Genomic DNA, 21,455 nt, shown 5'->3' on the forward strand with positions numbered 1-21,455 from the left:
GAGAAAGGAGTGACCCAGATGATTACGAAAACAAGCAAGAATGCTGCACGTCTTAAAAGACACGGTCGTGTTCGCGCGAAGCTTTCAGGAACCCCTGAGAGACCTCGTCTAAATGTTTTCCGTTCAAACAAACATATTTACGCACAAGTGATCGATGACGTGAACGGTGTTACACTTGTGAGTGCATCAACTCTTGATAAAGACTTTAACGCTGAAAATGGCAGCGATACGTCTGCGGCTGCAAAAGTTGGCGAGCTTGTTGCAAAACGCGCTTCTGAAAAAGGTATTACAAATGTCGTGTTCGACCGTGGCGGTTACCTTTATCATGGACGTGTAAAAGCATTGGCTGATGCTGCACGCGAAGCTGGATTAGAATTTTAATAAAAGAAGGAGGGACATATGAATATGCGTCGTATTGACCCAAGCAAATTAGAGTTAGAAGAACGCTTAGTTACCGTTAACCGCGTAGCGAAAGTTGTTAAAGGTGGTCGTCGTTTCCGCTTCGCAGCTCTAGTCGTTGTCGGTGACAAAAACGGACACGTAGGATTCGGTACTGGTAAAGCACAAGAAGTACCAGAAGCGATCCGCAAAGCTGTTGAAGATGCGAAAAAGAATTTGATCGAAGTACCAATGGTTGGAACTACAATTCCACACGAAATCATCGGACGTTTCGGTGCAGGAAACATCTTGTTAAAACCTGCTTCTGAAGGTACGGGAGTTATCGCTGGAGGCCCAGTACGTGCGGTACTTGAGCTTGCAGGTGTAGCTGATATCCTTTCTAAGTCTTTAGGTTCTAACACACCGATCAACATGATCCGTGCAACAGTCCAAGGTTTAAGCGAGCTGAAACGCGCTGAGGACGTTGCGAAGCTTCGTGGAAAATCTGTAGAAGAACTGTTAGGATAAGGAGGGAACATTAATGGCTAAATTAGAAATTACCCTCAAACGCAGTGTAATCGGACGCCCGGAAGATCAGCGTATTACTGTAAGAACGCTCGGTTTAAAGAAAACAAACCAAACTGTCGTTCATGAAGACAACGCTGCAATCCGCGGTATGGTTAACAAAGTATCTCATTTAGTTTCTGTTAAAGAACTTTAAAAATAAACGATAGGCTAAGGAGGTGTCCAAATGAAACTTCATGAATTAAAGCCCGCAGAAGGTTCACGTAAAACGCGCAACCGCGTAGGTCGTGGTATTGGTTCTGGTAACGGTAAAACAGCAGGTAAAGGTCATAAAGGTCAAAACGCTCGTTCTGGCGGCGGTGTACGTCCTGGATTCGAGGGTGGACAAATGCCTTTGTTCCAACGTCTTCCTAAACGCGGTTTCACAAACATCAACCGCAAGGATTTCGCTGTAGTCAACCTAGACAAACTCAACAGCTTTGCAGAAGGGACGGAAGTTACTCCTGAACTTCTTTTAGAAACAGGTGTAATCAGCAAGTTGAAATCTGGAGTGAAAATTCTTGGCGACGGTCAATTAGAAAAGAAATTAACTGTTAAAGCCAATAAATTCTCCGCTTCTGCTAAACAAGCAATTGAGGCTGCTGGCGGTACAGCTGAGGTGATCTAACTTGTTTAAGACAATCTCCAATTTTATGCGTGTGAAGGATATTCGGAATAAGATTATCTTCACTCTTTTAATGCTTATCGTCTTTCGTCTCGGTTCGTTCATTCCTGTGCCGCATGTAAACACAGAAGTTTTAAAGGCACAGGATCAAATGAGCGTATTTGGGATTCTAAACACATTTGGCGGCGGTGCATTGTTCAACTTCTCCATTCTTGCGATGGGAATCATGCCTTACATCACAGCTTCAATCATCATTCAGCTCCTGCAGATGGATGTTGTGCCGAAGTTTACCGAATGGTCTAAGCAAGGAGAAGTTGGTCGCCGAAAACTAGCACAGTTCACAAGGTACTTCACAATCGTTCTTGGATTTATCCAGGCTTTAGGTATGTCTTACGGGTTTAACAACATGGCCGGCGGCGCGTTGATTACAAACCCTGGAGTCGGTACTTATTTGCTTATTGCGGTTGTACTAACTGCTGGAACTGCTTTTTTAATGTGGCTGGGAGAACAAATTACGTCTCATGGAGTTGGTAACGGAATATCCATTATCATCTTCGCCGGTATCGTTGCCGGCATTCCGCAGACGATTAATCAGATCTACGCTCAGCAGTTTGTAGATGCTGGAGATCAGTTATTCTTGCAAATCATAAAGGTTGTCGTTATATTGGTTGCGATTTTGGCGATTGTCGTTGGCGTTATTTTCATCCAACAGGCAGTTAGAAAAATCTCAATTCAATATGCGAAAGGTTCAGGCCGTTCACCGGTTCCTGGCGGCCAGTCTACACACTTGCCGCTGAAGGTTAACCCGGCGGGAGTTATTCCGGTTATCTTTGCAGTAGCATTTATCACCACTCCGCGGACCGTGGCAACATTTTTTGGTACCAATGACGTCACGAATTGGATTCAAAAAACGTTTGATTACACGCATCCGGTCGGAATGGGAGTTTATGCGGCGTTGATCATCGCCTTTACCTATTTCTATGCATTTGTGCAGGTAAACCCTGAGCAAATGGCCGATAATCTTAAAAAACAAGGTGGCTATATTCCGGGAGTTCGTCCAGGAAAAATGACTCAAGATAGAATTACGAGCATTTTGTATCGACTTACATTTGTAGGCTCCATATTCTTGGCCGTGATTGCCATTCTTCCTGTCTTGTTCGTTAATATTGCTGGGCTGCCTTCATCTGCACAAATTGGTGGAACAAGTTTGCTGATTGTCATCGGGGTTGCACTTGAAACAATGAAGCAGCTTGAAAGCCAGCTGGTAAAACGAAACTATCGTGGATTTATGAAGCACTAGAGGAAATGGGGCGCGCCCATTCCCTCTAAAATAGAGAGGACGGGGAATCCGAAATGAACTTAGTCTTAATGGGACTGCCTGGGGCCGGTAAAGGGACACAGGCTGAACGGATTGTTGAAGATTTTGGGATACCTCATATCTCAACAGGAGACATGTTCCGCGCTGCGATGAAAGAAGAAACGGATCTGGGACTCGAAGCCAAATCATACATTGATAAAGGTGAGCTTGTTCCGGATGAAGTGACAATTGGTATTGTCAGGGAGAGACTTGGCAAGAATGATTGTGACGGAGGTTTTCTTCTGGACGGATTTCCGAGAACAGTCGCTCAAGCTGAAGCACTTGAGGAAATTCTTAAAGGACTTGGCAAGTCGATTGACCATGTCATCAACATTCAAGTCGATAAAGATGCATTGATGGAACGTCTGACAGGACGCAGAATCTGCAGAAACTGCGGTGCAACTTATCATTTAGTCTTTAATCCGCCTGCGAAAGAAAATGTATGCGACAAGTGTGGAGGAGAGCTTTATCAGCGTGAAGACGATAATGAAGCTACTGTATCTACACGGTTAGAGGTCAACATGAAGCAAACCCAGCCTTTACTCGATTTCTATGCGGATAAAGGATATCTCGTAAACATTGACGGGCAGAAGCACATCAATGAAGTTTACGCTGATATAAAGGAGCTTCTCGGAGGCCTGGACAAATGATTATTTGTAAAACTCCCCGAGAAATCGAAATCATGCGGGAAGCCGGAAGAATTGTCGCTTTAACTCATCAGGAGCTGAAAAAGCACATTAAACCCGGCATCTCGACAAAAGAACTGGATCAAATTGCCGAACGTTTTATTACAAAGCAAGGTGCAATCCCGTCTTTTAAAGGGTATAATGGTTTTCGCGGGAGCATTTGCGTTTCGGTCAACGAAGAACTCGTGCACGGTATTCCGGGAAAACGGGTCCTTCGCGACGGAGACATCATCAGCATCGATATCGGTGCGAAGCTGAACGGTTATCATGGTGACTCTGCATGGACTTATCCAGTGGGTACGATTAGCGATGATGATCAAAAGCTGCTGGATGTGACAGAGGAGTCTTTATATAGAGGCTTGAAGGAAGCAAAACCGGGAGAACGTTTGTCGAATATTTCCCACGCAATTCAAACGTATGTCGAAAGCGAACAATTTTCAGTCGTCAGGGAATATGTAGGACACGGGGTAGGGCAGGATCTTCATGAGGATCCGCAAATTCCTCACTACGGTCCGCCGAACAAAGGCCCGCGTTTAAAGCCTGGCATGGTCCTGGCCATTGAGCCGATGGTCAATGCAGGCACACGCTATGTCAAAACATTGGCTGACAACTGGACGGTTGTAACTGTGGACGGGAAGAAGTGTGCTCACTTTGAACACACGATTGCCATAACGGAAGCCGGTTTTGAGATACTGACAAAAGCCTAGGTGAAATGAGATGTATCGGAAAACACCTGAAATTGGACAGTTCGTACGCATAGCAAGAGGCCGCGAAATGAACCAATACGCAGTTGTTATTGATATAGTCGATCATCATCATGTGCTGGTAGCAGACGGAGAAAAGCGTAAATTTCATTCTCCTAAGAAAAAGAATATCAATCATTTAACCTTTTATGATTGCGTATCTCCGGAAGTTCAGAACAGTATAAACGAAACAGGGCGTGTGACAAACGGAAAATTGAGATTTTCTCTTTTGAAATTTGTCAGAGAGCAAGTTACTGATTTGAAGAAGGGAGAACACTTGAATGGCGAAAGACGATGTAATTGAAGTGGAAGGTACTGTAGTCGAAACGCTGCCAAACGCAATGTTCAAAGTTGAACTTGAGAATGGCCATACGGTTTTGGCTCACGTATCTGGTAAAATCCGCATGCACTTCATTCGCATTTTACCTGGAGACAAAGTTACGGTAGAATTATCTCCATATGACTTAACTCGTGGTAGAATTACGTACCGTTACAAATAAAGCACTCCGGAAATTGAAGGAGGTTGGAAACACATGAAAGTGAGACCATCAGTTAAACCGATCTGTGAAAAATGTAAGGTCATTCGCAGAAAAGGAAAAGTAATGGTGATCTGTGAAAATCCAAAGCATAAACAAAAACAAGGATAATTTTTAAGGAGGTGCGAGAGAGATGGCTCGTATTGCTGGTGTAGATATCCCACGTGATAAACGTGTTGTTATTTCATTAACATACATCTTTGGAATCGGTCGTACAACGGCTCAGCAAATCTTAAAAGAAGCTGGAGTTTCTGAAGATACTCGCGTTCGTGATTTGACTGAAGAAGAACTTGGTAAAATCCGTGACGTGATTGACAAATTGAAAGTTGAAGGTGACCTTCGCCGTGAAGTGTCTCTTAACATCAAACGTCTGATCGAAATCGGAAGCTACCGCGGAATTCGTCATCGTCGCGGATTGCCTGTTCGCGGTCAAAATACTAAAAATAACGCGCGTACTCGTAAAGGTCCGCGTCGTACTGTAGCTAACAAGAAAAAATAAGCAAGGGAGGTAATTAAACAATGGCTGCTGCTCGTAAAACAAACACGCGTAAACGCCGCGTGAAAAAGAATATTGAATCTGGAATTGCTCATATCCGTTCAACTTTCAACAACACGATTGTTACTATCACAGATGTTCATGGTAATGCTCTTTCTTGGTCAAGCGCCGGATCTCTTGGATTTAAAGGTTCTAAAAAATCCACTCCGTTCGCTGCGCAAATGGCCGCTGAAACAGCTGCTAAAGGTTCTATCGAACATGGACTTAAAACTCTTGAAGTTACTGTAAAAGGACCTGGTTCTGGCCGTGAAGCTGCAATTCGTGCACTTCAAGCTGCTGGACTGGAAGTTACAGCAATCAGAGACGTAACGCCTGTTCCTCATAACGGATGCCGTCCGCCAAAACGTCGCCGCGTGTAATTTGTTTGTATAGATTTTGTGTCCCTGTCAATAATGGGTTATGATACAGTTAATTTATAAAACGAATGCACACTCGTTGCCTGAGCACATACGGGACTAAACAATGGGGAATTTCGGATAGAATCAGAGAAATTCTTTCCGGGGTTTCGACGTTTTGAAGGAGGGTTTTATGAAATGATCGAGATTGAAAAACCAAAAATCGAAACGGTTGAAATCAGCGACGATGCCAAGTATGGTAAATTTGTCGTAGAGCCACTTGAGCGTGGATATGGTACAACTTTGGGTAACTCCTTACGTCGTATCCTTTTATCCTCACTCCCTGGTGCCGCTGTAACATCGATCCAAATAGATGGTGTACTGCATGAATTCTCGACGATCGAAGGCGTCGTTGAAGATGTTACAACGATTATCTTAAACATTAAAAAACTTGCACTGAAAATCTACTCTGAAGAAGAGAAGACGCTTGAGATTGATGTACAGGGTGAAGGAGTTGTAACAGCTGCTGATATTACCCACGACAGTGATGTTGAGATTTTGAATCCTGATCTTCACATTGCGACTCTTGGCCAAAATGCGAGTTTTCGAGTTCGCTTAACCGCTCAAAGAGGTCGCGGGTATACACCAGCTGACTCGAATAAGAGAGACGATCAGCCAATTGGGGTCATCCCGATTGATTCCATCTTTACACCTGTTTCTCGTGTAACATATCAAGTTGAGAATACTCGTGTGGGTCAGATTACAAACTATGACAAACTTACGCTTGACGTATGGACAGATGGAAGCACTGGACCAAAAGAAGCAATTGCGCTTGGTTCAAAGATTTTGACTGAACACCTTAATATTTTTGTCGGTTTGACCGACGAAGCTCAGCATGCTGAAATCATGGTTGAAAAAGAAGAGGACCAAAAAGAAAAAGTTCTTGAAATGACTATTGAAGAGCTCGATCTTTCAGTCCGTTCTTACAACTGCTTGAAGCGTGCGGGAATCAATACAGTTCAAGAACTTGCGAACAAAACTGAAGAAGATATGATGAAAGTTCGCAACCTGGGTCGCAAGTCGCTTGAAGAAGTAAAAGCGAAACTTGAAGAACTTGGACTTGGCCTTCGCAAAGACGATTGACTAGTTTCCATGTGAACTAGGATTTTCGTGTGTTTTTTATTTCAGATCGAGTATTTCAATAAAGGAGGGGACACCACATGTCATACAGAAAACTAGGACGCACTAGTGCACAGCGTAAAGCAATGCTGCGTGATCTTACAACAGACTTGATCATCAACGAGAGAATCGAAACAACAGAAGCTCGCGCGAAAGAACTTCGCTCTGTTGTAGAAAAAATGATTACACTTGGCAAGCGCGGAGATTTACACGCACGCCGCCAAGCAGCTGCATACATCCGCAATGAGGTTGCAGATGCAGAGAAAGACCAAGATGCACTCCAAAAACTTTTCTCTGATGTAGCACCTCGTTATGAAGAGCGCCAAGGCGGATACACACGTATTATGAAGCTTGGTCCTCGCCGTGGTGACGGAGCACCAATGGCTATCATCGAATTGGTTTAATCACATATTTTGTGTGTCTAAAGAAGGGCGGGACAGTTTTTAACTGGATCTATGCCCTTTTTTTAGATACCGGGGAATTTTCTATGATAAAAGAATAGTCAGAAAAGCAGAGCTTTAGAGGAGAGGAGGCCGGACGGGCAAATGAATCAAGATCGATTAATCGCTGCAGAGGATATCACGTTTCGCTACCAGAAAGATGCGGACAGGCCTGCGCTTGATCATGTATCTTTCCATGTGTCGAAAGGAGAATGGCTTGCGATCGTAGGTCACAACGGCTCAGGGAAGTCGACGCTCGCCCGTGCTTTAAACGGACTGATCCTGCCTGACGAAGGATCGATTGATGTCGGCGGTATTCAGCTGACGGAAGAGACGGTCTGGGATGTCCGAAAAAAAATCGGCATGGTGTTTCAAAATCCGGATAACCAATTTGTCGGGACAACCGTCCGCGATGATGTGGCTTTTGGTTTAGAAAACAACGGAGTTCCAAGAGAAGACATGGTGGAAAGGGTGGATTGGGCCGTTCAACAGGTGAACATGCAAGAATTTCTCGATCAAGAGCCGCACCATCTCTCTGGAGGGCAAAAGCAGCGTGTTGCGATTGCGGGAGTGCTTGCCGCCCGTCCTGACATCATGATTCTCGACGAGGCGACTTCCATGCTCGACCCGATGGGACGGGAAGAAGTGCTGGATACGGTCAGAAGGCTGAAAGACCAGGGAATGGTTACGGTCATTTCAATTACACATGACTTAAACGAAGCTGCTAAGGCCGACCGGATCATCGTCATGAACGGCGGAAGAAAATTTGCCGAAGGCACGCCGCAGGAAGTCTTTCGTCTGAATCAAGACCTGATAAAAATCGGGCTTGATTTGCCTTTTTCTTTTCAGCTCAGCCAAATGCTGAAGGAAAGCGGTCTGGCTTTGAAAGGCGATCATCTGACACAAGAAGGATTGGTGAATGAGCTATGGACATTGAAATCAAAGATGTAGAGCACCGATACCAGATGAAAACGCCTTTTGAACGCCTTGCGATCTATGATGTAAACGCCGTGATTAAAGAAGGAAGCTATGTCGCAGTGATCGGCCATACAGGATCGGGAAAATCGACATTGCTTCAGCACCTGAACGGGCTTTTAAAACCGACAAAAGGACAGATACGCCTCGGCGGGGACGTTCTTGAAGCAGGCAAAAAGAATAAACACTTAAAAGCTTTGCGGAAAAAGGTCGGGATTGTCTTTCAGTTTCCTGAACATCAGCTGTTTGAAGAAACAATTTTAAAGGACATTTCATTCGGCCCGATCAATTTCGGCATGAGCCGGGAGAAGGCGGAAGAAAAGGCGAGGGAAATGCTGAAGCTTGTAGGTTTGGATGAGGAGCTGTCCGACAGGTCCCCGTTTGAACTAAGCGGCGGGCAAATGCGCCGCGTGGCCATTGCGGGAGTGCTGGCGATGGAGCCGGAGGTTCTCGTCCTCGATGAACCGACGGCAGGGCTCGACCCAAGAGGCCGCAAAGAGATCATGGACATGTTCTACAGCCTCCATAAGCAGAGGAATCTGACGACGATTCTCGTCACCCACAGTATGGAAGATGCGGCGGCGTATGCAGATGAACTGATTGTGATGCATAAAGGCACGGTCAAAGCAAAAGGGACGCCGCGGGAGCTTTTTTCAAGGAAAGACGATATCGCTGCCTTTGGGCTTGATTTGCCGGAAACGATTAAATTCCAAAAACGTCTTGAAGAAACGCTGGGCATTACGTTCAAAGCGCCGATCTTGACGATTGAAGAAGCAGCCTCCGAAATTAAAGCTCTTTTTCAGGAGGAAAATGCCCTATGATGGACAATATCATTATCGGCAAATATGTACCCGGGACATCGATCATTCACCGGCTTGATCCGCGTACAAAGCTGTTAACCATTTTCCTTTTTGTCTTTATCGTTTTTTTCGCGAATAATACGGAAACATATGCACTGCTCGGCCTGTTTACGGTCGCAGCCGCAGCTTTGTCGGGCGTTCCGGTGCGATTCCTTTTAAAAGGGATGAAGCCCGTGTTCTGGATTGTGCTGTTTACGTTTCTGCTTCATATTTTTATGACAAGGGAAGGGCCGCTTCTCGCCGATCTCGGCTTGTTTAAAATTTATGAGCAAGGGCTTGTTCAAGGGATTTTTATTTCGCTGCGCTTTGTTTACCTCATCATGATCACAACGATTTTAACATTGACGACGACTCCAATCGAAGTGACCGATGGTTTGGAGCATTTGCTCGGTCCGTTTAAAAAATTAAAGCTTCCCGTTCATGAACTCGCTCTCATGATGTCCATCTCCCTCAGATTTATACCGACTCTGCTCGAAGAGACGGATAAGATCATGAAAGCGCAAATGGCAAGAGGCGTTGATTTTACGAACGGCCCGGTCAAAGAACGTGTCAAAGCGATCGTTCCTCTTCTTGTTCCGCTGTTTGTCAGTGCCTTTAAAAGAGCCGAAGAGCTTGCAACTGCGATGGAGGCGCGAGGATACAGGGGAGGGGAAGGCCGTACAAAATACAGGCAGCTGACGTGGAAATGGAAGGATACTTCCGTGCTCCTCATTTTAGCTGGTCTTGGCGTATTGCTAATTTTATTGCGGACTTAGGTGATAGACGATGAGAATGAAGTGTACGATTTCATATGACGGACACCTTTTTTACGGCTACCAAGTGCAGCCTGGTCAAAGAACAGTGCAGGATGAGCTTGAAAAAGCGCTGCAAACGCTCCATAAAGCGAAGGAGCGTATTCCTGTCGTTTCATCCGGGCGCACCGACAGCGGCGTCCACGCGGTCGGACAGACGATTCATTTTGACAGTCCGCTATCCATCCCTGAGGCGAAATGGCCGTATGCTTTGAATGCCCTGCTGCCTGATGATATATCGGTCCACAATGCGGAAGCTGTCGATGATCAATTTCATGCGAGGTTTTCTGCAAAAAGAAAAGAATACCGGTATATGATTTACAGGGGCAGACATCCGGACGTTTTTAAACGCCACTATGCATACCATGTTCCGTATGACCTTGATATGGAAAAAGTCCAAGAAGCCTCCCGCTTTCTGGTTGGAACCCATGATTTCACAAGCTTTTGTGCAACCAAAACCGAAGTGAAGGACAAAGTTAGAACGGTCTATGAACTCGAATGGTCTGACACAGGGGACGGACTGCAGATGAGGATTGTGGGCAGCGGATTTTTGTATAACATGGTTAGAATCATTGCCGGCACGCTTCTTGATGTAGGAACCGGAAAATTTTCCCCTGGAGACATTGAAAAGATGATTCTTGCCAGAAGCCGCGATGCCGCAGGGCGCACTGCACCGGCGCACGGCTTGTATTTATGGCGTGTTATCTATGACAACTAAACCAGGTGTAACATTTTCTTGACAGAGAGTACAGAAAGTTATAAGATATCATATGGTATGTATTTCAACCCCACGATAAGCCCCGGAAACTTATTGTGTTTTGAAATAGAACGTAATTGAAGTTTATTGAAAATGGCAGATTTATTTAGGAGGGAAATTTAATGCGTACAACACCTATGGCTAACGCAAGTAATATTGAACGCAAGTGGTTAGTTGTTGATGCTGCTGGCAAGACGCTAGGACGTCTTTCTACAGAAGTTGCATCTATCCTTCGCGGAAAACATAAACCAACTTACACACCACACGTTGACACTGGAGATCATGTGATCATCATCAACGCTGAAAAAATCGAGTTAACTGGTAAAAAGTTAACGGACAAAATCTACTACCGTCACACTCAACATCCAGGCGGTTTAAAATCAAGAACTGCTCTTGAAATGCGTACAAACTACCCTGAGAAAATGCTTGAACTTGCGATCAAAGGCATGCTTCCAAAAGGTTCTCTAGGTCGTCAAATGTTCAAAAAATTGAACGTATACCGTGGTTCTGAGCATCCACACCAAGCACAAAAACCTGAAGTTTACGAACTTCGCGGTTAATTAAAAAGGAGGTTACCAATTTGGCACAGGTTCAATATTACGGTACTGGCCGTCGTAAAAGCTCTGTAGCGCGTGTGCGTTTAGTTCCAGGAGAAGGCCGTATCATCGTGAATAATCGTGAAATTAGCGAGCACATCCCATCTGCAGCTCTAATCGAAGATATCAAACAACCATTAAATTTGACTGAAACAGCTGGTACTTATGACGTTTTAGTAAACGTTCATGGAGGCGGCTTATCCGGTCAATCCGGAGCAATCCGTCACGGTATCGCCCGCGCTTTGCTTGAAGCAGATCCGGAATACCGTTCAACTCTAAAACGTGCCGGTCTACTGACTCGTGACGCACGTATGAAAGAACGTAAAAAATACGGACTTAAAGGCGCACGCCGTGCACCTCAGTTCTCAAAACGTTAATTTATGGCGTTTCAAAGGCTCTCAAGACTTTTGTCTTGGGGGTCTTTTTTATTGCTGCCGTCCTACATATGAAGCGGATACCGGAACACGGTTCATCTCCCGCGCCCAGACGGATATTTGTCCGATGTGATGTATCTCATGGGCGATCAAATGCCTTAAAATGTCGCCTTGTGTATAGGTATCTTCTTCTGCCCAAGACGTTTTGACAGGCTTTTGTTCGGCTGTGCTGGAAAAATGAAAAACCACACTCTCAACCTCGGAACGATACGCTTCAGAAAACTTGATAATGTGCTGAATCGACGGGTAGTCGGAAAACTCGGGAGTGAAGTCCGGCTTGTCTAAAATGGCATACATCCAGCTCACCTCAACATCGACAATATGAAACAAGTTTTTCAAAATGCTTTCCATACCGCTTGAACGCTTCTTTTCGATTTCCTCCGGCTGCTGCTTCAGGCACCAGTCAAACCATTCATCACGAACTTGCCAATTATACTGAAACAAACCTTTCATCTCATGCTCACCTCTCCTAATATGTTCGGCTTTTCGCTCTGTTTCCCTTCCCGGATTGCCAAGGATACACATTCATGATGTAATTAGTCTTACAAAGCATGAAGGAGAGAAAAGATGATTCAAACAATGATGAAACAGTTGCATACTGAATTAAAACAACATTTCCGTCCGTTTTTGAATCCTCCTGCAACAGAGGAAGACATTCAAAAAGCTGAAAATGAAATGGAAGCTACGTTTCCTGAAGAGCTCAGGGCGCTTTATCTTACCCATAATGGTGAAAAAGAATCGGGCCCCGGATTATTTTTCGGACTTCCTTTTCTTTCCTTGCAAGAAATGCTCACAGAGTGGCGAATATGGAAGGGGCTTGAAGGAGATGGAGAATTGGAAGAGATCGATGCATATTCGGTTCCGCCGTGTTGGATTAAAGAAAAATATGTGAACCGCCGATGGATTCCGATTAGCAGGGATTACGGAGGAAATCATATTGGTGTAGACCTTGATCCTGATCAGGAGGGGCAAGCTGGACAAGTAATCAATTTCGGGCGTGACGAAGAAATAAAGTATGTGATTGCTCATCATGTGACAGATTTACTGATCCATATAACAAATACGCTCAAAAATGGTCATTATACAATTGATGAATATGATGATGCTGTCAGCTGGAGCTACGGCAAAGAGGAAGAGCTTCATTTCCTGGATGCCATCCGTTCTATGGAACTTCCGGTGTTGCATGCAAGACCGCAGGAAGCCAATCTTGAACATACGGACCGATGGCTTCGTCAGCTGGACGATCGCTGGACTGCGATTGTGGAAACGATGGCTGAAAGTCCAAAGGCATTTTGTAACAAGATAAAGCTGCGTTTAGCGGGCAGGGAGCTGACACACATTAAACCGCTATCAATCTGTACGGATATGAGGGAATTAAATATAAGTGCAAATCGTATTCATGATTTAATGCCTTTGCAAAGCATGATCTTTTTGAAAAAGCTTTATCTTGGAAATAACCCGGTAGCAGATTTAAAGCCAATCGCTCAATTGAAACATCTGCAGTATTTAAATGTGGAGAAAACATGCGTGATCGATTTGTCTCCGCTTGCGGATTTATCATCTTTGAGAGGATTGGATATGACAGATATTCAAGCTGCAGAATACGCGCCGCTCAGTCACTGTAAAAACCTTGAGTTTTTAAAGGTAGATGTTTGTAACGAAAAGCAAATAAACGATATTTCTCAAATCAGCACGTTGAAACGATTACATATACGCGGAGATGAACATGTATCCGAAGAAGAGATAAAAGCGATAGCAGGTTTGAAAACATTAAGGTCTTTAACGGTTGAAAATATTACGTTAGAAAACGTTGATTTCTTAGGCACGATTCATACGCTTCAAACACTAAAACTTATAAATTCGTCCGTTAAAGACGGAACCGTTCTTGCCGGCCTGGAACATCTGAAAAGACTGGAATTGGATGGTTCTGAAATCGTAAACCTTAAAGTGGTGGCCCAATCTCCTTCGTTAGAGGAGTTTACCGGTTCTTTTGACCAATTTTATGTATTGAAGGACATATGCAAGAAAAAAGTGGATTTCTCTAAAGTAATTGGCGATATGTCTGAAGAAGAAGAGGAGATATGGAGCAGCTATGTGAGTGAATAGCTTTTCATCTCACGGCTCCTAATATTTTCGGCTTCTTCCTCCGTTTCCCTTCCTTAGAAAAGCATGATTTCCGGCTCCTGACTGCACAATACAAGGTAAAAAGGAGGCGGTTCTATGGGGACGGTTGTATCTTTTAATAATGAAAAACAAAAGAAGCAGATCAATTTGGAAAAAAAGCTTCTGCGCGAACTGTCTTTGGAAAAAATGCTGAATTCTGCGGAGGAATGCTTTGCTCCTCTTTTTCACTTTTTTTCTAAGCACACGGATATTTTGTATGACGGCTGCATCGATTTTGCCATTGAGGCCTATTTGCTGGGAGCCGAGTACGGAAAGTTCGGCTATCACGGAGAACCCGTTCAACGAGCGATGGTCCGCTCAGAAAAAGAAGAAAAACAGCTTCTGCACGAGCTTTATGAATATGCGGTGAGCTGGTCTGAGGCTTTTAATATTCAAACGGCTCATGAACCGCTCTATTATGCGTGCGAATACTTCATCCAAAGCTGGTGGAAGGAAGGCTTCAGCCAGCGTGAAAGACGCTTTAAGCTTCGGCTCAGATAATTTATGTAAAAGTGCGGCCAAGCTGAATCATATTTCCTTTCCTTGTCCCATATGTTGTAGTAAGGACGAGCGGGAGGGAAAGGGATGAAGAAAAAAATAAAATGGCTCGGGTTTTTACTCGGCTTTGTCGTTTTATTATGTTTATTTCAATATCAATTCCACAATGATGATTCTTGGCGGTCATGGAATCTTCCGTTGAGCGGCAAGATCATTTATATTGATCCTGGACACGGGGGCGCAGATGGAGGGGCATCAAGCAGTGAACTCCTTGAAAAAGATGTGGCGCTTGAAGTATCCCTTAGAATCAGGGACTATCTCCAGGAGCAGGGCGCCTTGGTGTTGCTGACGCGGGAGGACGATCATGATCTCGCTCCTGAAGAAACGAAGGGACTCAGCAGAAGAAAAGCGGAAGACTTGCGGAAAAGGGTCGACATGATCAACGATTCTGAAGCCGACCTTTACCTCAGCATCCATTTGAATGCGATTCCTTCCGCGCGATGGAGCGGTGCGCAAAGCTTCTTTTACGGGCAATATGAAGAAAACGAACGGGCCGCCAAGTTTATTCAGGATGAATTAAGACATAATCTTGAAAACACGACGCGGAAGGCAAAGCGGATACACGGCATTTATTTGATGCAAAATGTGAAAAAGCCGGGGGCTCTCGTCGAGATCGGGTTTTTGTCAAATCCGAAAGAAGCAAAACAGCTGGCCAAACCCAAATATCAGGACAAAATCGCGGCATCCGTATATAAAGGTGTATTGCGCTACTTTACAGAAGACAGAGACCCTCCTGAATAAGAGGGTTTCTTTTTGTGTCAAAGACACTATAAGGAAAGATATGCTATACTTATTTTGTAAACGAATACAACAAAGGGTGAGATCAATGTTGCGAGAAGACGATGTAAAAAAAATAGTCGGCGATTTGGACGAGCCATTTCTTCACAAGCCGCTCAGAGAGCTGGATGCCGTCAAGGAAATTAAAATAAAACCCGAAAAACGGCACGTCAGCGTAAAGGTGGCGCTCGCAAAAACGGGATCTGCCGAACAAATGCAGCTTCAGCAGGAAATCGTCATACGGTTAAAAGAAGCCGGTGCAGAGACGGTCGGCCTGCGTTTTGAGGAGCTGCCTGAAGAAGTCGTGATGAATAATCAAGAGTCTGCCCAAGGGCAAGATCAATCTCTGCTGAATAGTGAAAAACAGCCTGTGTTTTTAGCGGTGGCAAGCGGTAAAGGCGGCGTCGGCAAGTCGACGGTGTCCGTCAATTTGGCTGTGTCTTTGGCTCGAATCGGAAAGAAAGTCGGATTAATCGACGCCGATATTTACGGATTCAGCGTTCCGGATATGATGGGAATCACTGTACGGCCGACGATTGAAGGAGAAAAGGTCGTGCCGGTTGAAAGATTCGGAGTCAAAGTAATTTCGATGGGATTTTTTGTTGAAGACAATGCCCCTGTCATTTGGAGAGGCCCTATGCTTGGAAAAATGCTGAATAACTTTTTCCATGAGGTTGAATGGGGAGATGTCGATTATATTATCTTAGACCTGCCGCCGGGAACAGGCGATGTAGCGCTTGATGTTCACTCAATGCTTCCAAGCTGCAAAGAGGTGATCGTGTCGACGCCGCACCCTACTGCCGCGTTTGTCGCTGCAAGAGCGGGCGCGATGGCTTTGAAGACCGATCATGAAATCTTGGGAATCGTTGAAAATATGGCTTATTACGAAAGCGTCAAAACAGGCGAAAAGGAATACGTATTCGGCAAAGGCGGAGGCGAGAAGCTCGCAGAAGAACTCGGTGTTCCGATTCTGGGCAAAATTCCGCTGAAGCAGCCGGATTGGGATGACAGCGAATTCGCGCCGTCCGTTTATGATGAAAGTCATCCGACCGGTGCCATTTATTTGGATATCGCCAAAAAAATCGACGAAAGCATTGGCGTAAAAGCTTAAAGAGCAGAAAAAGCTTCCTCCGCGGAAGAAGCTTTTAGTGAATGAAAAGCGGCTTAGCTTTGTTTTTCTTCGCCGCCTTTCATTTCTTCTTTCATGCTTTCAGAAGCAGCTTTTTTCAGTTCCTCTTCAAACTGCTTTCTGTAGAGCGGGCTTGACAGAGTGTCGGATATTACTTCCTGCAGGTGGGTTCGGAATTCCTGGCTTCTGACAAGTTCGCCGTATTTTTTGGCCATTTCAGGATCCTGCATGACCTGGATCAGCATTTTTTGGTACTCAGGATCTTTCATCAGTTTTTTCAGCACTTTTTCATGTTCATTTTGAAGTGTTTTGGCAAAGCCTTCTGCGAATTTTGGATCTTCGAAGACTTTTTTCCAAAATTCGGCTCCTTTTTTGGAGGTCATTGTTTTTTCAACGGTTTCTTTGACGGTTTTTTCATCCATCACAAGTGTTTCATTTAATTTGTCATCATTTAATATTTCTTGAATCGCTTTTTTTCCGTCATCTGTCTTTAATATATCGACAACCATCTTTTTGGTTTGATCATAGTCCATCTCAGCTGCTTGGTCCGTGGGAGCACAAGCTGTTACAGATAGAAACAGAAAACAGCTTATCGATAGCATTGTGGTCTTGAACATGCTTAAGCTCCTTTCGAAAACTCGTCTTACCTTTAATATGAATGTCTTTTATAAATTTATACATAACAAAATATCGCTGCTACAGCGTTTACTTAGGGGTTGGGAAGTCTACAATGAAAAGCCGTAATCTCGTCCGATTTTTCTTTTCCGTGTTGGGTGTCGGAGCTTTGACTACAAGTATTGTCGGTTTTGCCATTGAGTGGGGAAGATATAAGGAGCTGTTTCTTTCCTTCGAGGTATTGGAGATTCTTTCTGTTCTATTTTGGTTTATCGGGGTTGGCATGATCTTTAGCGTGATTGCTCAAATGGGGTTTGTGATTTTCTTAACGATTCACCGTTTTGCACTGGAAATCTTCAGATCTCATTCTTTGTGGAATTCGATTCAGCTGTTTTTGATTGTATTTGTCGCGTTTGATTTGGTTTACTTGCGTTTTCTGTTTTTTGAAAAAGAGGGAGGCTCCATCATTCCGTATATTTGGCTGCCGCTCTTTATTTTGGCGGTAAGCATTGCGGCCGCTTATGCAAAGCAAAAACAGTCCTCTAAAAAAACGTTCGTTTCCGCATTATTTCTAATGTTTGTTTTTACTGTGATGGAGTGGTTCCCGGCGTTAAGGGTCAATGAAGAGGACTGGCTCTATTTAATGCTGCTTCCTTTATTAGCCTGCAACGCTTTTCAACTTTTAATGCTGCCAAAGTTTCAGGCCCGCGCTTAGACCGGTTGCTATTTTACTTCTGATGATTTTGCATCCGTATTTGCAATTAAATCGCTAACGGTTACATTTTTGAGTCCCTTGCTTCTGAGATGGTGCACGATCTCAGGCAGGGCTTCTTTTGTTTGTTTGGCCGAATCTGAAGCGTGAAAGAGCACGATATCACCAGCACTCACCGTTTCATTTACATTTTGTACGATCTTTTGAACCCCCGGGTTCGTCCAGTCATCCGAATTAACACTGTAGTGAACAACGGTATAGCCGTACTGTTTAGCGACATTAAGTACGTCTTTATTAAACTGGCCGGTCGGCGGTCTTAAAAGCGTGAGGTCCTCAAGACCGAGTTTTTGAAAAGAGTTTTGTGCTTTTGTTAAGTCTTTTTTGATTTCGCTTTTCTTCATTTGCGAATAGTTTTTATAAGCATAGCCCATGCTCCCGATCTGATGACCGTCTTTACGGATTCTTTCCACGACATCCGGATGGCGCTCCGCCCATGAAGCTGAAAGAAAAAAGGTCGCGCCTTTAATACCGTTTGCTTTTAATGTATCTAAAATAGGCATGGCCTTTTGATCTCCCCAGCTAATATTAAAGGTAAGAGCGACTTCATTTGTATCTGAGTCTCCTCTATATACCGCTTTTGCTCCGCTTTCTGTAGAAAACACAGGAAGAGGGAGCAGGTTTTGTACATAAAAAAAGCTTGCTGTCGCAAAAGCGGCTATCATAATAATGATTAACTGCTTAATCCGTTTCATATGCCACACATAAAAATGGTTCACAGAGAAACTCCTCCTTGTCCATGCTGCTTTGTATTCATCCTATGCTTGTTTAAAATAGAACATAACAATAATTCACCTTAAGAAAAAAATTAAAAAGAGGGTTGACCAGATTTGAATTAACATGTTATATTATTATTCGTCGCTGATAAACAGCTGACATGAAAAAGCTCCAAAAAATAATTTTGAGAAAAGTTATTGACAAATATGTGAGCTTGATGTTATATTATTAAAGCCGCTGAACGAAGCGGAAATGATCTTTGAAAACTAAACAAGACAAACGTACCTGTTAATTCATTAAATAAATCGTACATGCGAATGTGCGTAGTCATTATCAAACTTCATGGAGAGTTTGATCCTGGCTCAGGACGAACGCTGGCGGCGTGCCTAATACATGCAAGTCGAGCGGACAGATGGGAGCTTGCTCCCTGATGTTAGCGGCGGACGGGTGAGTAACACGTGGGTAACCTGCCTGTAAGACTGGGATAACTCCGGGAAACCGGGGCTAATACCGGATGCTTGATTGAACCACATGGTTCAATTATAAAAGGTGGCTTTTAGCTACCACTTACAGATGGACCCGCGGCGCATTAGCTAGTTGGTGAGGTAACGGCTCACCAAGGCGACGATGCGTAGCCGACCTGAGAGGGTGATCGGCCACACTGGGACTGAGACACGGCCCAGACTCCTACGGGAGGCAGCAGTAGGGAATCTTCCGCAATGGACGAAAGTCTGACGGAGCAACGCCGCGTGAGTGATGAAGGTTTTCGGATCGTAAAACTCTGTTGTTAGGGAAGAACAAGTACCGTTCGAATAGGGCGGTACCTTGACGGTACCTAACCAGAAAGCCACGGCTAACTACGTGCCAGCAGCCGCGGTAATACGTAGGTGGCAAGCGTTGTCCGGAATTATTGGGCGTAAAGCGCGCGCAGGCGGTTTCTTAAGTCTGATGTGAAAGCCCCCGGCTCAACCGGGGAGGGTCATTGGAAACTGGGGAACTTGAGTGCAGAAGAGGAGAGTGGAATTCCACGTGTAGCGGTGAAATGCGTAGAGATGTGGAGGAACACCAGTGGCGAAGGCGACTCTCTGGTCTGTAACTGACGCTGAGGCGCGAAAGCGTGGGGAGCGAACAGGATTAGATACCCTGGTAGTCCACGCCGTAAACGATGAGTGCTAAGTGTTAGAGGGTTTCCGCCCTTTAGTGCTGCAGCAAACGCATTAAGCACTCCGCCTGGGGAGTACGGTCGCAAGACTGAAACTCAAAGGAATTGACGGGGGCCCGCACAAGCGGTGGAGCATGTGGTTTAATTCGAAGCAACGCGAAGAACCTTACCAGGTCTTGACATCCTCTGACAACCCTAGAGATAGGGCTTCCCCTTCGGGGGCAGAGTGACAGGTGGTGCATGGTTGTCGTCAGCTCGTGTCGTGAGATGTTGGGTTAAGTCCCGCAACGAGCGCAACCCTTGATCTTAGTTGCCAGCATTCAGTTGGGCACTCTAAGGTGACTGCCGGTGACAAACCGGAGGAAGGTGGGGATGACGTCAAATCATCATGCCCCTTATGACCTGGGCTACACACGTGCTACAATGGGCAGAACAAAGGGCAGCGAAGCCGCGAGGCTAAGCCAATCCCACAAATCTGTTCTCAGTTCGGATCGCAGTCTGCAACTCGACTGCGTGAAGCTGGAATCGCTAGTAATCGCGGATCAGCATGCCGCGGTGAATACGTTCCCGGGCCTTGTACACACCGCCCGTCACACCACGAGAGTTTGTAACACCCGAAGTCGGTGAGGTAACCTTTTGGAGCCAGCCGCCGAAGGTGGGACAGATGATTGGGGTGAAGTCGTAACAAGGTAGCCGTATCGGAAGGTGCGGCTGGATCACCTCCTTTCTAAGGATATTATACGGAATATAAGACCTTGCGGTCTTATAGACAGGTGCGTTTAGATCTTGTTTAGTTTTGAAGGATCATTCCTTCAAAGCGTGTTCTTTGAAAACTAGATAACAGTAGACATCACATTCAATTAGTAAGCAAGATATCACGTAGTGATTCTTTTTAACGGTTAAGTTAGAAAGGGCGCACGGTGGATGCCTTGGCACTAGGAGCCGATGAAGGACGGGACGAACACCGATATGCTTCGGGGAGCTGTAAGCAAGCTTTGATCCGGAGATTTCCGAATGGGGAAACCCACTGCTCGTAATGGAGCAGTATCCATATCTGAATTCATAGGATATGAGAAGGCAGACCCGGGGAACTGAAACATCTAAGTACCCGGAGGAAGAGAAAGCAAATGCGATTCCCTGAGTAGCGGCGAGCGAAACGGGAACAGCCCAAACCAAGAGGCTTGCCTCTTGGGGTTGTAGGACACTCTGTACGGAGTTACAAAAGAACGAGGTAGATGAAGAGGCCTGGAAAGGCCCGCCATAGGAGGTAACAGCCCTGTAGTCAAAACTTCGTTCTCTCCTGAGTGGATCCTGAGTACGGCGGAACACGTGAAATTCCGTCGGAATCCGGGAGGACCATCTCCCAAGGCTAAATACTCCCTAGTGACCGATAGTGAACCAGTACCGTGAGGGAAAGGTGAAAAGCACCCCGGAAGGGGAGTGAAAGAGATCCTGAAACCGTGTGCCTACAAGTAGTCAGAGCCCGTTAACGGGTGATGGCGTGCCTTTTGTAGAATGAACCGGCGAGTTACGATCCCGTGCAAGGTTAAGTTTGAAAAGACGGAGCCGCAGCGAAAGCGAGTCTGAATAGGGCGCATGAGTACGTGGTCGTAGACCCGAAACCAGGTGATCTACCCATGTCCAGGGTGAAGTTCAGGTAACACTGAATGGAGGCCCGAACCCACGCACGTTGAAAAGTGCGGGGATGAGGTGTGGGTAGGGGTGAAATGCCAATCGAACCTGGAGATAGCTG

28 protein-coding genes and 2 rRNA genes (1 of these 30 cut by a window edge) are annotated in these 21,455 nt (G+C 45.2%); 27 read left to right on the plus strand and 3 right to left on the minus strand.

Translation table 11 applies throughout. The features are described 5' to 3' along the window. Positions 1-18 precede the first annotated feature (18 nt). From rplR to rpsI, 20 genes are all read left to right on the plus strand, one after another. Positions 19-381, plus strand: a complete 363-nt coding sequence (gene rplR / locus CP943_RS00975; protein ID WP_020449866.1) for a 50S ribosomal protein L18 — start codon at positions 19-21, stop codon at positions 379-381. Between the two features lie 24 nt (positions 382-405). Continuing rightward, positions 406-906 (plus strand): 30S ribosomal protein S5, encoded by a 501-nt coding sequence (rpsE, locus tag CP943_RS00980; RefSeq protein ID WP_023855910.1) that lies wholly within the window; start codon positions 406-408, stop codon positions 904-906. Between the two features lie 13 nt (positions 907-919). After that, positions 920-1,099: a 50S ribosomal protein L30 gene (gene rpmD / locus CP943_RS00985; protein WP_020449868.1), complete on the plus strand. Its 180-nt coding sequence runs from the start codon at positions 920-922 to the stop codon at positions 1,097-1,099. A 30-nt stretch (positions 1,100-1,129) separates the two neighbouring features. Beyond that, complete coding sequence (rplO, locus tag CP943_RS00990; RefSeq protein WP_020449869.1) at positions 1,130-1,570, plus strand: 50S ribosomal protein L15; 441 nt, start codon at positions 1,130-1,132, stop codon at positions 1,568-1,570. 1 nt (position 1,571) lies between these two features. Continuing rightward, positions 1,572-2,867: a preprotein translocase subunit SecY gene (gene secY, locus CP943_RS00995; protein WP_020449870.1), complete on the plus strand. Its 1,296-nt coding sequence runs from the start codon at positions 1,572-1,574 to the stop codon at positions 2,865-2,867. Between the two features lie 53 nt (positions 2,868-2,920). Continuing rightward, positions 2,921-3,574 (plus strand): adenylate kinase, encoded by a 654-nt coding sequence (locus CP943_RS01000; protein ID WP_020449871.1) that lies wholly within the window; start codon positions 2,921-2,923, stop codon positions 3,572-3,574. Next, positions 3,571-4,317, plus strand: coding sequence for a type I methionyl aminopeptidase (gene map, locus CP943_RS01005; protein WP_023855909.1), 747 nt, complete (start codon positions 3,571-3,573; stop codon positions 4,315-4,317). The genes CP943_RS01000 and map overlap by 4 nt, the downstream gene beginning before the upstream one ends. 10 nt (positions 4,318-4,327) lie before the next feature. Further along, the gene (locus tag CP943_RS01010; protein WP_023855908.1) at positions 4,328-4,657 is read left to right on the plus strand and encodes a KOW domain-containing RNA-binding protein; all 330 of its coding nucleotides are present in this window, start codon (positions 4,328-4,330) and stop codon (positions 4,655-4,657) included. Next, positions 4,635-4,853 carry a translation initiation factor IF-1 gene (infA, locus tag CP943_RS01015; protein WP_003178377.1) on the plus strand — a complete coding sequence of 73 codons (219 nt, stop codon included), beginning with the start codon at positions 4,635-4,637 and terminating at the stop codon, positions 4,851-4,853. Before CP943_RS01010 ends, infA begins: the two co-directional genes overlap by 23 nt. Positions 4,854-4,886: 33 nt before the next feature. Continuing rightward, entirely contained in the window at positions 4,887-5,000 is a 114-nt protein-coding gene (rpmJ, locus tag CP943_RS01020; protein WP_003156543.1) for a 50S ribosomal protein L36, read from the plus strand. A gap of 22 nt (positions 5,001-5,022) precedes the next feature. Then, entirely contained in the window at positions 5,023-5,388 is a 366-nt protein-coding gene (gene rpsM / locus CP943_RS01025; RefSeq protein ID WP_003178378.1) for a 30S ribosomal protein S13, read from the plus strand. A 20-nt stretch (positions 5,389-5,408) separates the two neighbouring features. Then, on the plus strand, positions 5,409-5,804 hold the full coding sequence (gene rpsK / locus CP943_RS01030) for a 30S ribosomal protein S11 (protein WP_020449874.1): 396 nt from the start codon (positions 5,409-5,411) through the stop codon (positions 5,802-5,804). A gap of 174 nt (positions 5,805-5,978) precedes the next feature. Then, a complete protein-coding gene (locus CP943_RS01035) occupies positions 5,979-6,923 on the plus strand; it encodes a DNA-directed RNA polymerase subunit alpha (protein WP_020449875.1) in 945 nt (314 codons plus the stop codon). Positions 6,924-7,000: 77 nt separating this feature from the next. Beyond that, positions 7,001-7,363: a 50S ribosomal protein L17 gene (rplQ, locus tag CP943_RS01040; protein ID WP_020449876.1), complete on the plus strand. Its 363-nt coding sequence runs from the start codon at positions 7,001-7,003 to the stop codon at positions 7,361-7,363. A gap of 141 nt (positions 7,364-7,504) precedes the next feature. After that, positions 7,505-8,350, plus strand: coding sequence for an energy-coupling factor ABC transporter ATP-binding protein (locus tag CP943_RS01045; RefSeq protein ID WP_026578982.1), 846 nt, complete (start codon positions 7,505-7,507; stop codon positions 8,348-8,350). Next, on the plus strand, positions 8,326-9,195 hold the full coding sequence (locus CP943_RS01050) for an energy-coupling factor ABC transporter ATP-binding protein (RefSeq protein ID WP_020449878.1): 870 nt from the start codon (positions 8,326-8,328) through the stop codon (positions 9,193-9,195). Before CP943_RS01045 ends, CP943_RS01050 begins: the two co-directional genes overlap by 25 nt. Beyond that, the gene (locus tag CP943_RS01055) at positions 9,192-9,989 is read left to right on the plus strand and encodes an energy-coupling factor transporter transmembrane component T family protein (protein ID WP_023855906.1); all 798 of its coding nucleotides are present in this window, start codon (positions 9,192-9,194) and stop codon (positions 9,987-9,989) included. Before CP943_RS01050 ends, CP943_RS01055 begins: the two co-directional genes overlap by 4 nt. 10 nt (positions 9,990-9,999) lie before the next feature. Continuing rightward, positions 10,000-10,743 (plus strand): tRNA pseudouridine(38-40) synthase TruA, encoded by a 744-nt coding sequence (truA, locus tag CP943_RS01060; protein WP_025810423.1) that lies wholly within the window; start codon positions 10,000-10,002, stop codon positions 10,741-10,743. A 161-nt stretch (positions 10,744-10,904) separates the two neighbouring features. Beyond that, the gene (rplM, locus tag CP943_RS01065; RefSeq protein WP_003178393.1) at positions 10,905-11,342 is read left to right on the plus strand and encodes a 50S ribosomal protein L13; all 438 of its coding nucleotides are present in this window, start codon (positions 10,905-10,907) and stop codon (positions 11,340-11,342) included. 20 nt (positions 11,343-11,362) lie between these two features. Further along, the gene (gene rpsI, locus CP943_RS01070) at positions 11,363-11,755 is read left to right on the plus strand and encodes a 30S ribosomal protein S9 (protein WP_023855904.1); all 393 of its coding nucleotides are present in this window, start codon (positions 11,363-11,365) and stop codon (positions 11,753-11,755) included. A gap of 48 nt (positions 11,756-11,803) precedes the next feature. Here the strand turns inward: rpsI and CP943_RS01075 are convergent, their stop codons facing one another. Continuing rightward, the gene (locus CP943_RS01075) at positions 11,804-12,265 is read right to left on the minus strand and encodes a DinB family protein (RefSeq protein WP_105980629.1); all 462 of its coding nucleotides are present in this window, start codon (positions 12,263-12,265) and stop codon (positions 11,804-11,806) included. 114 nt (positions 12,266-12,379) lie between these two features. Between CP943_RS01075 and CP943_RS01080 the strand changes: the two genes are divergently transcribed. The 4 genes from CP943_RS01080 (at position 12,380) to CP943_RS01095 (ending at position 16,421) form a co-directional block, all read left to right on the plus strand. Continuing rightward, on the plus strand, positions 12,380-13,918 hold the full coding sequence (locus tag CP943_RS01080) for an SMI1/KNR4 family protein (protein WP_105980630.1): 1,539 nt from the start codon (positions 12,380-12,382) through the stop codon (positions 13,916-13,918). 114 nt (positions 13,919-14,032) lie between these two features. Continuing rightward, complete coding sequence (locus CP943_RS01085) at positions 14,033-14,476, plus strand: YbaK family protein (RefSeq protein WP_023855901.1); 444 nt, start codon at positions 14,033-14,035, stop codon at positions 14,474-14,476. A gap of 84 nt (positions 14,477-14,560) precedes the next feature. Beyond that, complete coding sequence (gene cwlD / locus CP943_RS01090; protein WP_105980631.1) at positions 14,561-15,274, plus strand: N-acetylmuramoyl-L-alanine amidase CwlD; 714 nt, start codon at positions 14,561-14,563, stop codon at positions 15,272-15,274. An 85-nt stretch (positions 15,275-15,359) separates the two neighbouring features. Next, positions 15,360-16,421 carry an Mrp/NBP35 family ATP-binding protein gene (locus CP943_RS01095; RefSeq protein ID WP_020449903.1) on the plus strand — a complete coding sequence of 354 codons (1,062 nt, stop codon included), beginning with the start codon at positions 15,360-15,362 and terminating at the stop codon, positions 16,419-16,421. Positions 16,422-16,474: 53 nt separating this feature from the next. On the opposite strand, the gene gerD is transcribed toward CP943_RS01095, so the two are convergent. Further along, complete coding sequence (gene gerD / locus CP943_RS01100; RefSeq protein ID WP_023855899.1) at positions 16,475-17,056, minus strand: spore germination lipoprotein GerD; 582 nt, start codon at positions 17,054-17,056, stop codon at positions 16,475-16,477. Between the two features lie 113 nt (positions 17,057-17,169). Here gerD and CP943_RS01105 point away from each other — a divergent pair, with 113 nt between their 5' ends. Beyond that, positions 17,170-17,769: a KinB-signaling pathway activation protein gene (locus CP943_RS01105; RefSeq protein WP_020449905.1), complete on the plus strand. Its 600-nt coding sequence runs from the start codon at positions 17,170-17,172 to the stop codon at positions 17,767-17,769. 8 nt (positions 17,770-17,777) lie between these two features. Here the strand turns inward: CP943_RS01105 and pdaB are convergent, their stop codons facing one another. After that, on the minus strand, positions 17,778-18,542 hold the full coding sequence (pdaB, locus tag CP943_RS01110) for a polysaccharide deacetylase family sporulation protein PdaB (RefSeq protein WP_023855898.1): 765 nt from the start codon (positions 18,540-18,542) through the stop codon (positions 17,778-17,780). A gap of 337 nt (positions 18,543-18,879) precedes the next feature. Between pdaB and CP943_RS01115 the strand changes: the two genes are divergently transcribed. Together CP943_RS01115 and CP943_RS01120 are read left to right on the plus strand one after the other, a co-directional pair. Next, positions 18,880-20,429, plus strand: a 16S ribosomal RNA gene (locus CP943_RS01115). A gap of 170 nt (positions 20,430-20,599) precedes the next feature. Continuing rightward, positions 20,600-21,455, plus strand: a 23S ribosomal RNA gene (locus CP943_RS01120); it runs 2,074 nt beyond the window's last position. Together the 16S and 23S rRNA genes form the textbook arrangement of a ribosomal RNA operon.

The organism is Bacillus paralicheniformis (genome assembly GCF_002993925.1).
Classification (GTDB): domain Bacteria; phylum Bacillota; class Bacilli; order Bacillales; family Bacillaceae; genus Bacillus; species Bacillus paralicheniformis.

Excerpts from the sequence above, each read along its gene's own strand:
- rplR (WP_020449866.1), top strand. The coding sequence starts at position 19 with ATGATTACGAAAACAAGCAAGAATGCTGCACGTCTTAAAAGACACGGT.
- rpsE (WP_023855910.1), top strand. The coding sequence starts at position 406 with ATGCGTCGTATTGACCCAAGCAAATTAGAGTTAGAAGAACGCTTAGTT.
- rpmD (WP_020449868.1), top strand. The coding sequence starts at position 920 with ATGGCTAAATTAGAAATTACCCTCAAACGCAGTGTAATCGGACGCCCG.
- rplO (WP_020449869.1), top strand. The coding sequence starts at position 1,130 with ATGAAACTTCATGAATTAAAGCCCGCAGAAGGTTCACGTAAAACGCGC.
- CP943_RS01000 (WP_020449871.1), top strand. The coding sequence starts at position 2,921 with ATGAACTTAGTCTTAATGGGACTGCCTGGGGCCGGTAAAGGGACACAG.
- map (WP_023855909.1), top strand. The coding sequence starts at position 3,571 with ATGATTATTTGTAAAACTCCCCGAGAAATCGAAATCATGCGGGAAGCC.
- CP943_RS01010 (WP_023855908.1), top strand. The coding sequence starts at position 4,328 with ATGTATCGGAAAACACCTGAAATTGGACAGTTCGTACGCATAGCAAGA.
- infA (WP_003178377.1), top strand. The coding sequence starts at position 4,635 with ATGGCGAAAGACGATGTAATTGAAGTGGAAGGTACTGTAGTCGAAACG.
- rpmJ (WP_003156543.1), top strand. The coding sequence starts at position 4,887 with ATGAAAGTGAGACCATCAGTTAAACCGATCTGTGAAAAATGTAAGGTC.
- rpsM (WP_003178378.1), top strand. The coding sequence starts at position 5,023 with ATGGCTCGTATTGCTGGTGTAGATATCCCACGTGATAAACGTGTTGTT.
- rpsK (WP_020449874.1), top strand. The coding sequence starts at position 5,409 with ATGGCTGCTGCTCGTAAAACAAACACGCGTAAACGCCGCGTGAAAAAG.
- CP943_RS01035 (WP_020449875.1), top strand. The coding sequence starts at position 5,979 with ATGATCGAGATTGAAAAACCAAAAATCGAAACGGTTGAAATCAGCGAC.
- rplQ (WP_020449876.1), top strand. The coding sequence starts at position 7,001 with ATGTCATACAGAAAACTAGGACGCACTAGTGCACAGCGTAAAGCAATG.
- CP943_RS01045 (WP_026578982.1), top strand. The coding sequence starts at position 7,505 with ATGAATCAAGATCGATTAATCGCTGCAGAGGATATCACGTTTCGCTAC.
- CP943_RS01050 (WP_020449878.1), top strand. The coding sequence starts at position 8,326 with ATGGACATTGAAATCAAAGATGTAGAGCACCGATACCAGATGAAAACG.
- CP943_RS01055 (WP_023855906.1), top strand. The coding sequence starts at position 9,192 with ATGATGGACAATATCATTATCGGCAAATATGTACCCGGGACATCGATC.
- truA (WP_025810423.1), top strand. The coding sequence starts at position 10,000 with ATGAGAATGAAGTGTACGATTTCATATGACGGACACCTTTTTTACGGC.
- rplM (WP_003178393.1), top strand. The coding sequence starts at position 10,905 with ATGCGTACAACACCTATGGCTAACGCAAGTAATATTGAACGCAAGTGG.
- CP943_RS01075 (WP_105980629.1), bottom strand. The coding sequence starts at position 12,265 with ATGAAAGGTTTGTTTCAGTATAATTGGCAAGTTCGTGATGAATGGTTT.
- CP943_RS01080 (WP_105980630.1), top strand. The coding sequence starts at position 12,380 with ATGATTCAAACAATGATGAAACAGTTGCATACTGAATTAAAACAACAT.
- CP943_RS01085 (WP_023855901.1), top strand. The coding sequence starts at position 14,033 with ATGGGGACGGTTGTATCTTTTAATAATGAAAAACAAAAGAAGCAGATC.
- cwlD (WP_105980631.1), top strand. The coding sequence starts at position 14,561 with ATGAAGAAAAAAATAAAATGGCTCGGGTTTTTACTCGGCTTTGTCGTT.
- CP943_RS01095 (WP_020449903.1), top strand. The coding sequence starts at position 15,360 with ATGTTGCGAGAAGACGATGTAAAAAAAATAGTCGGCGATTTGGACGAG.
- gerD (WP_023855899.1), bottom strand. The coding sequence starts at position 17,056 with ATGTTCAAGACCACAATGCTATCGATAAGCTGTTTTCTGTTTCTATCT.
- CP943_RS01105 (WP_020449905.1), top strand. The coding sequence starts at position 17,170 with ATGAAAAGCCGTAATCTCGTCCGATTTTTCTTTTCCGTGTTGGGTGTC.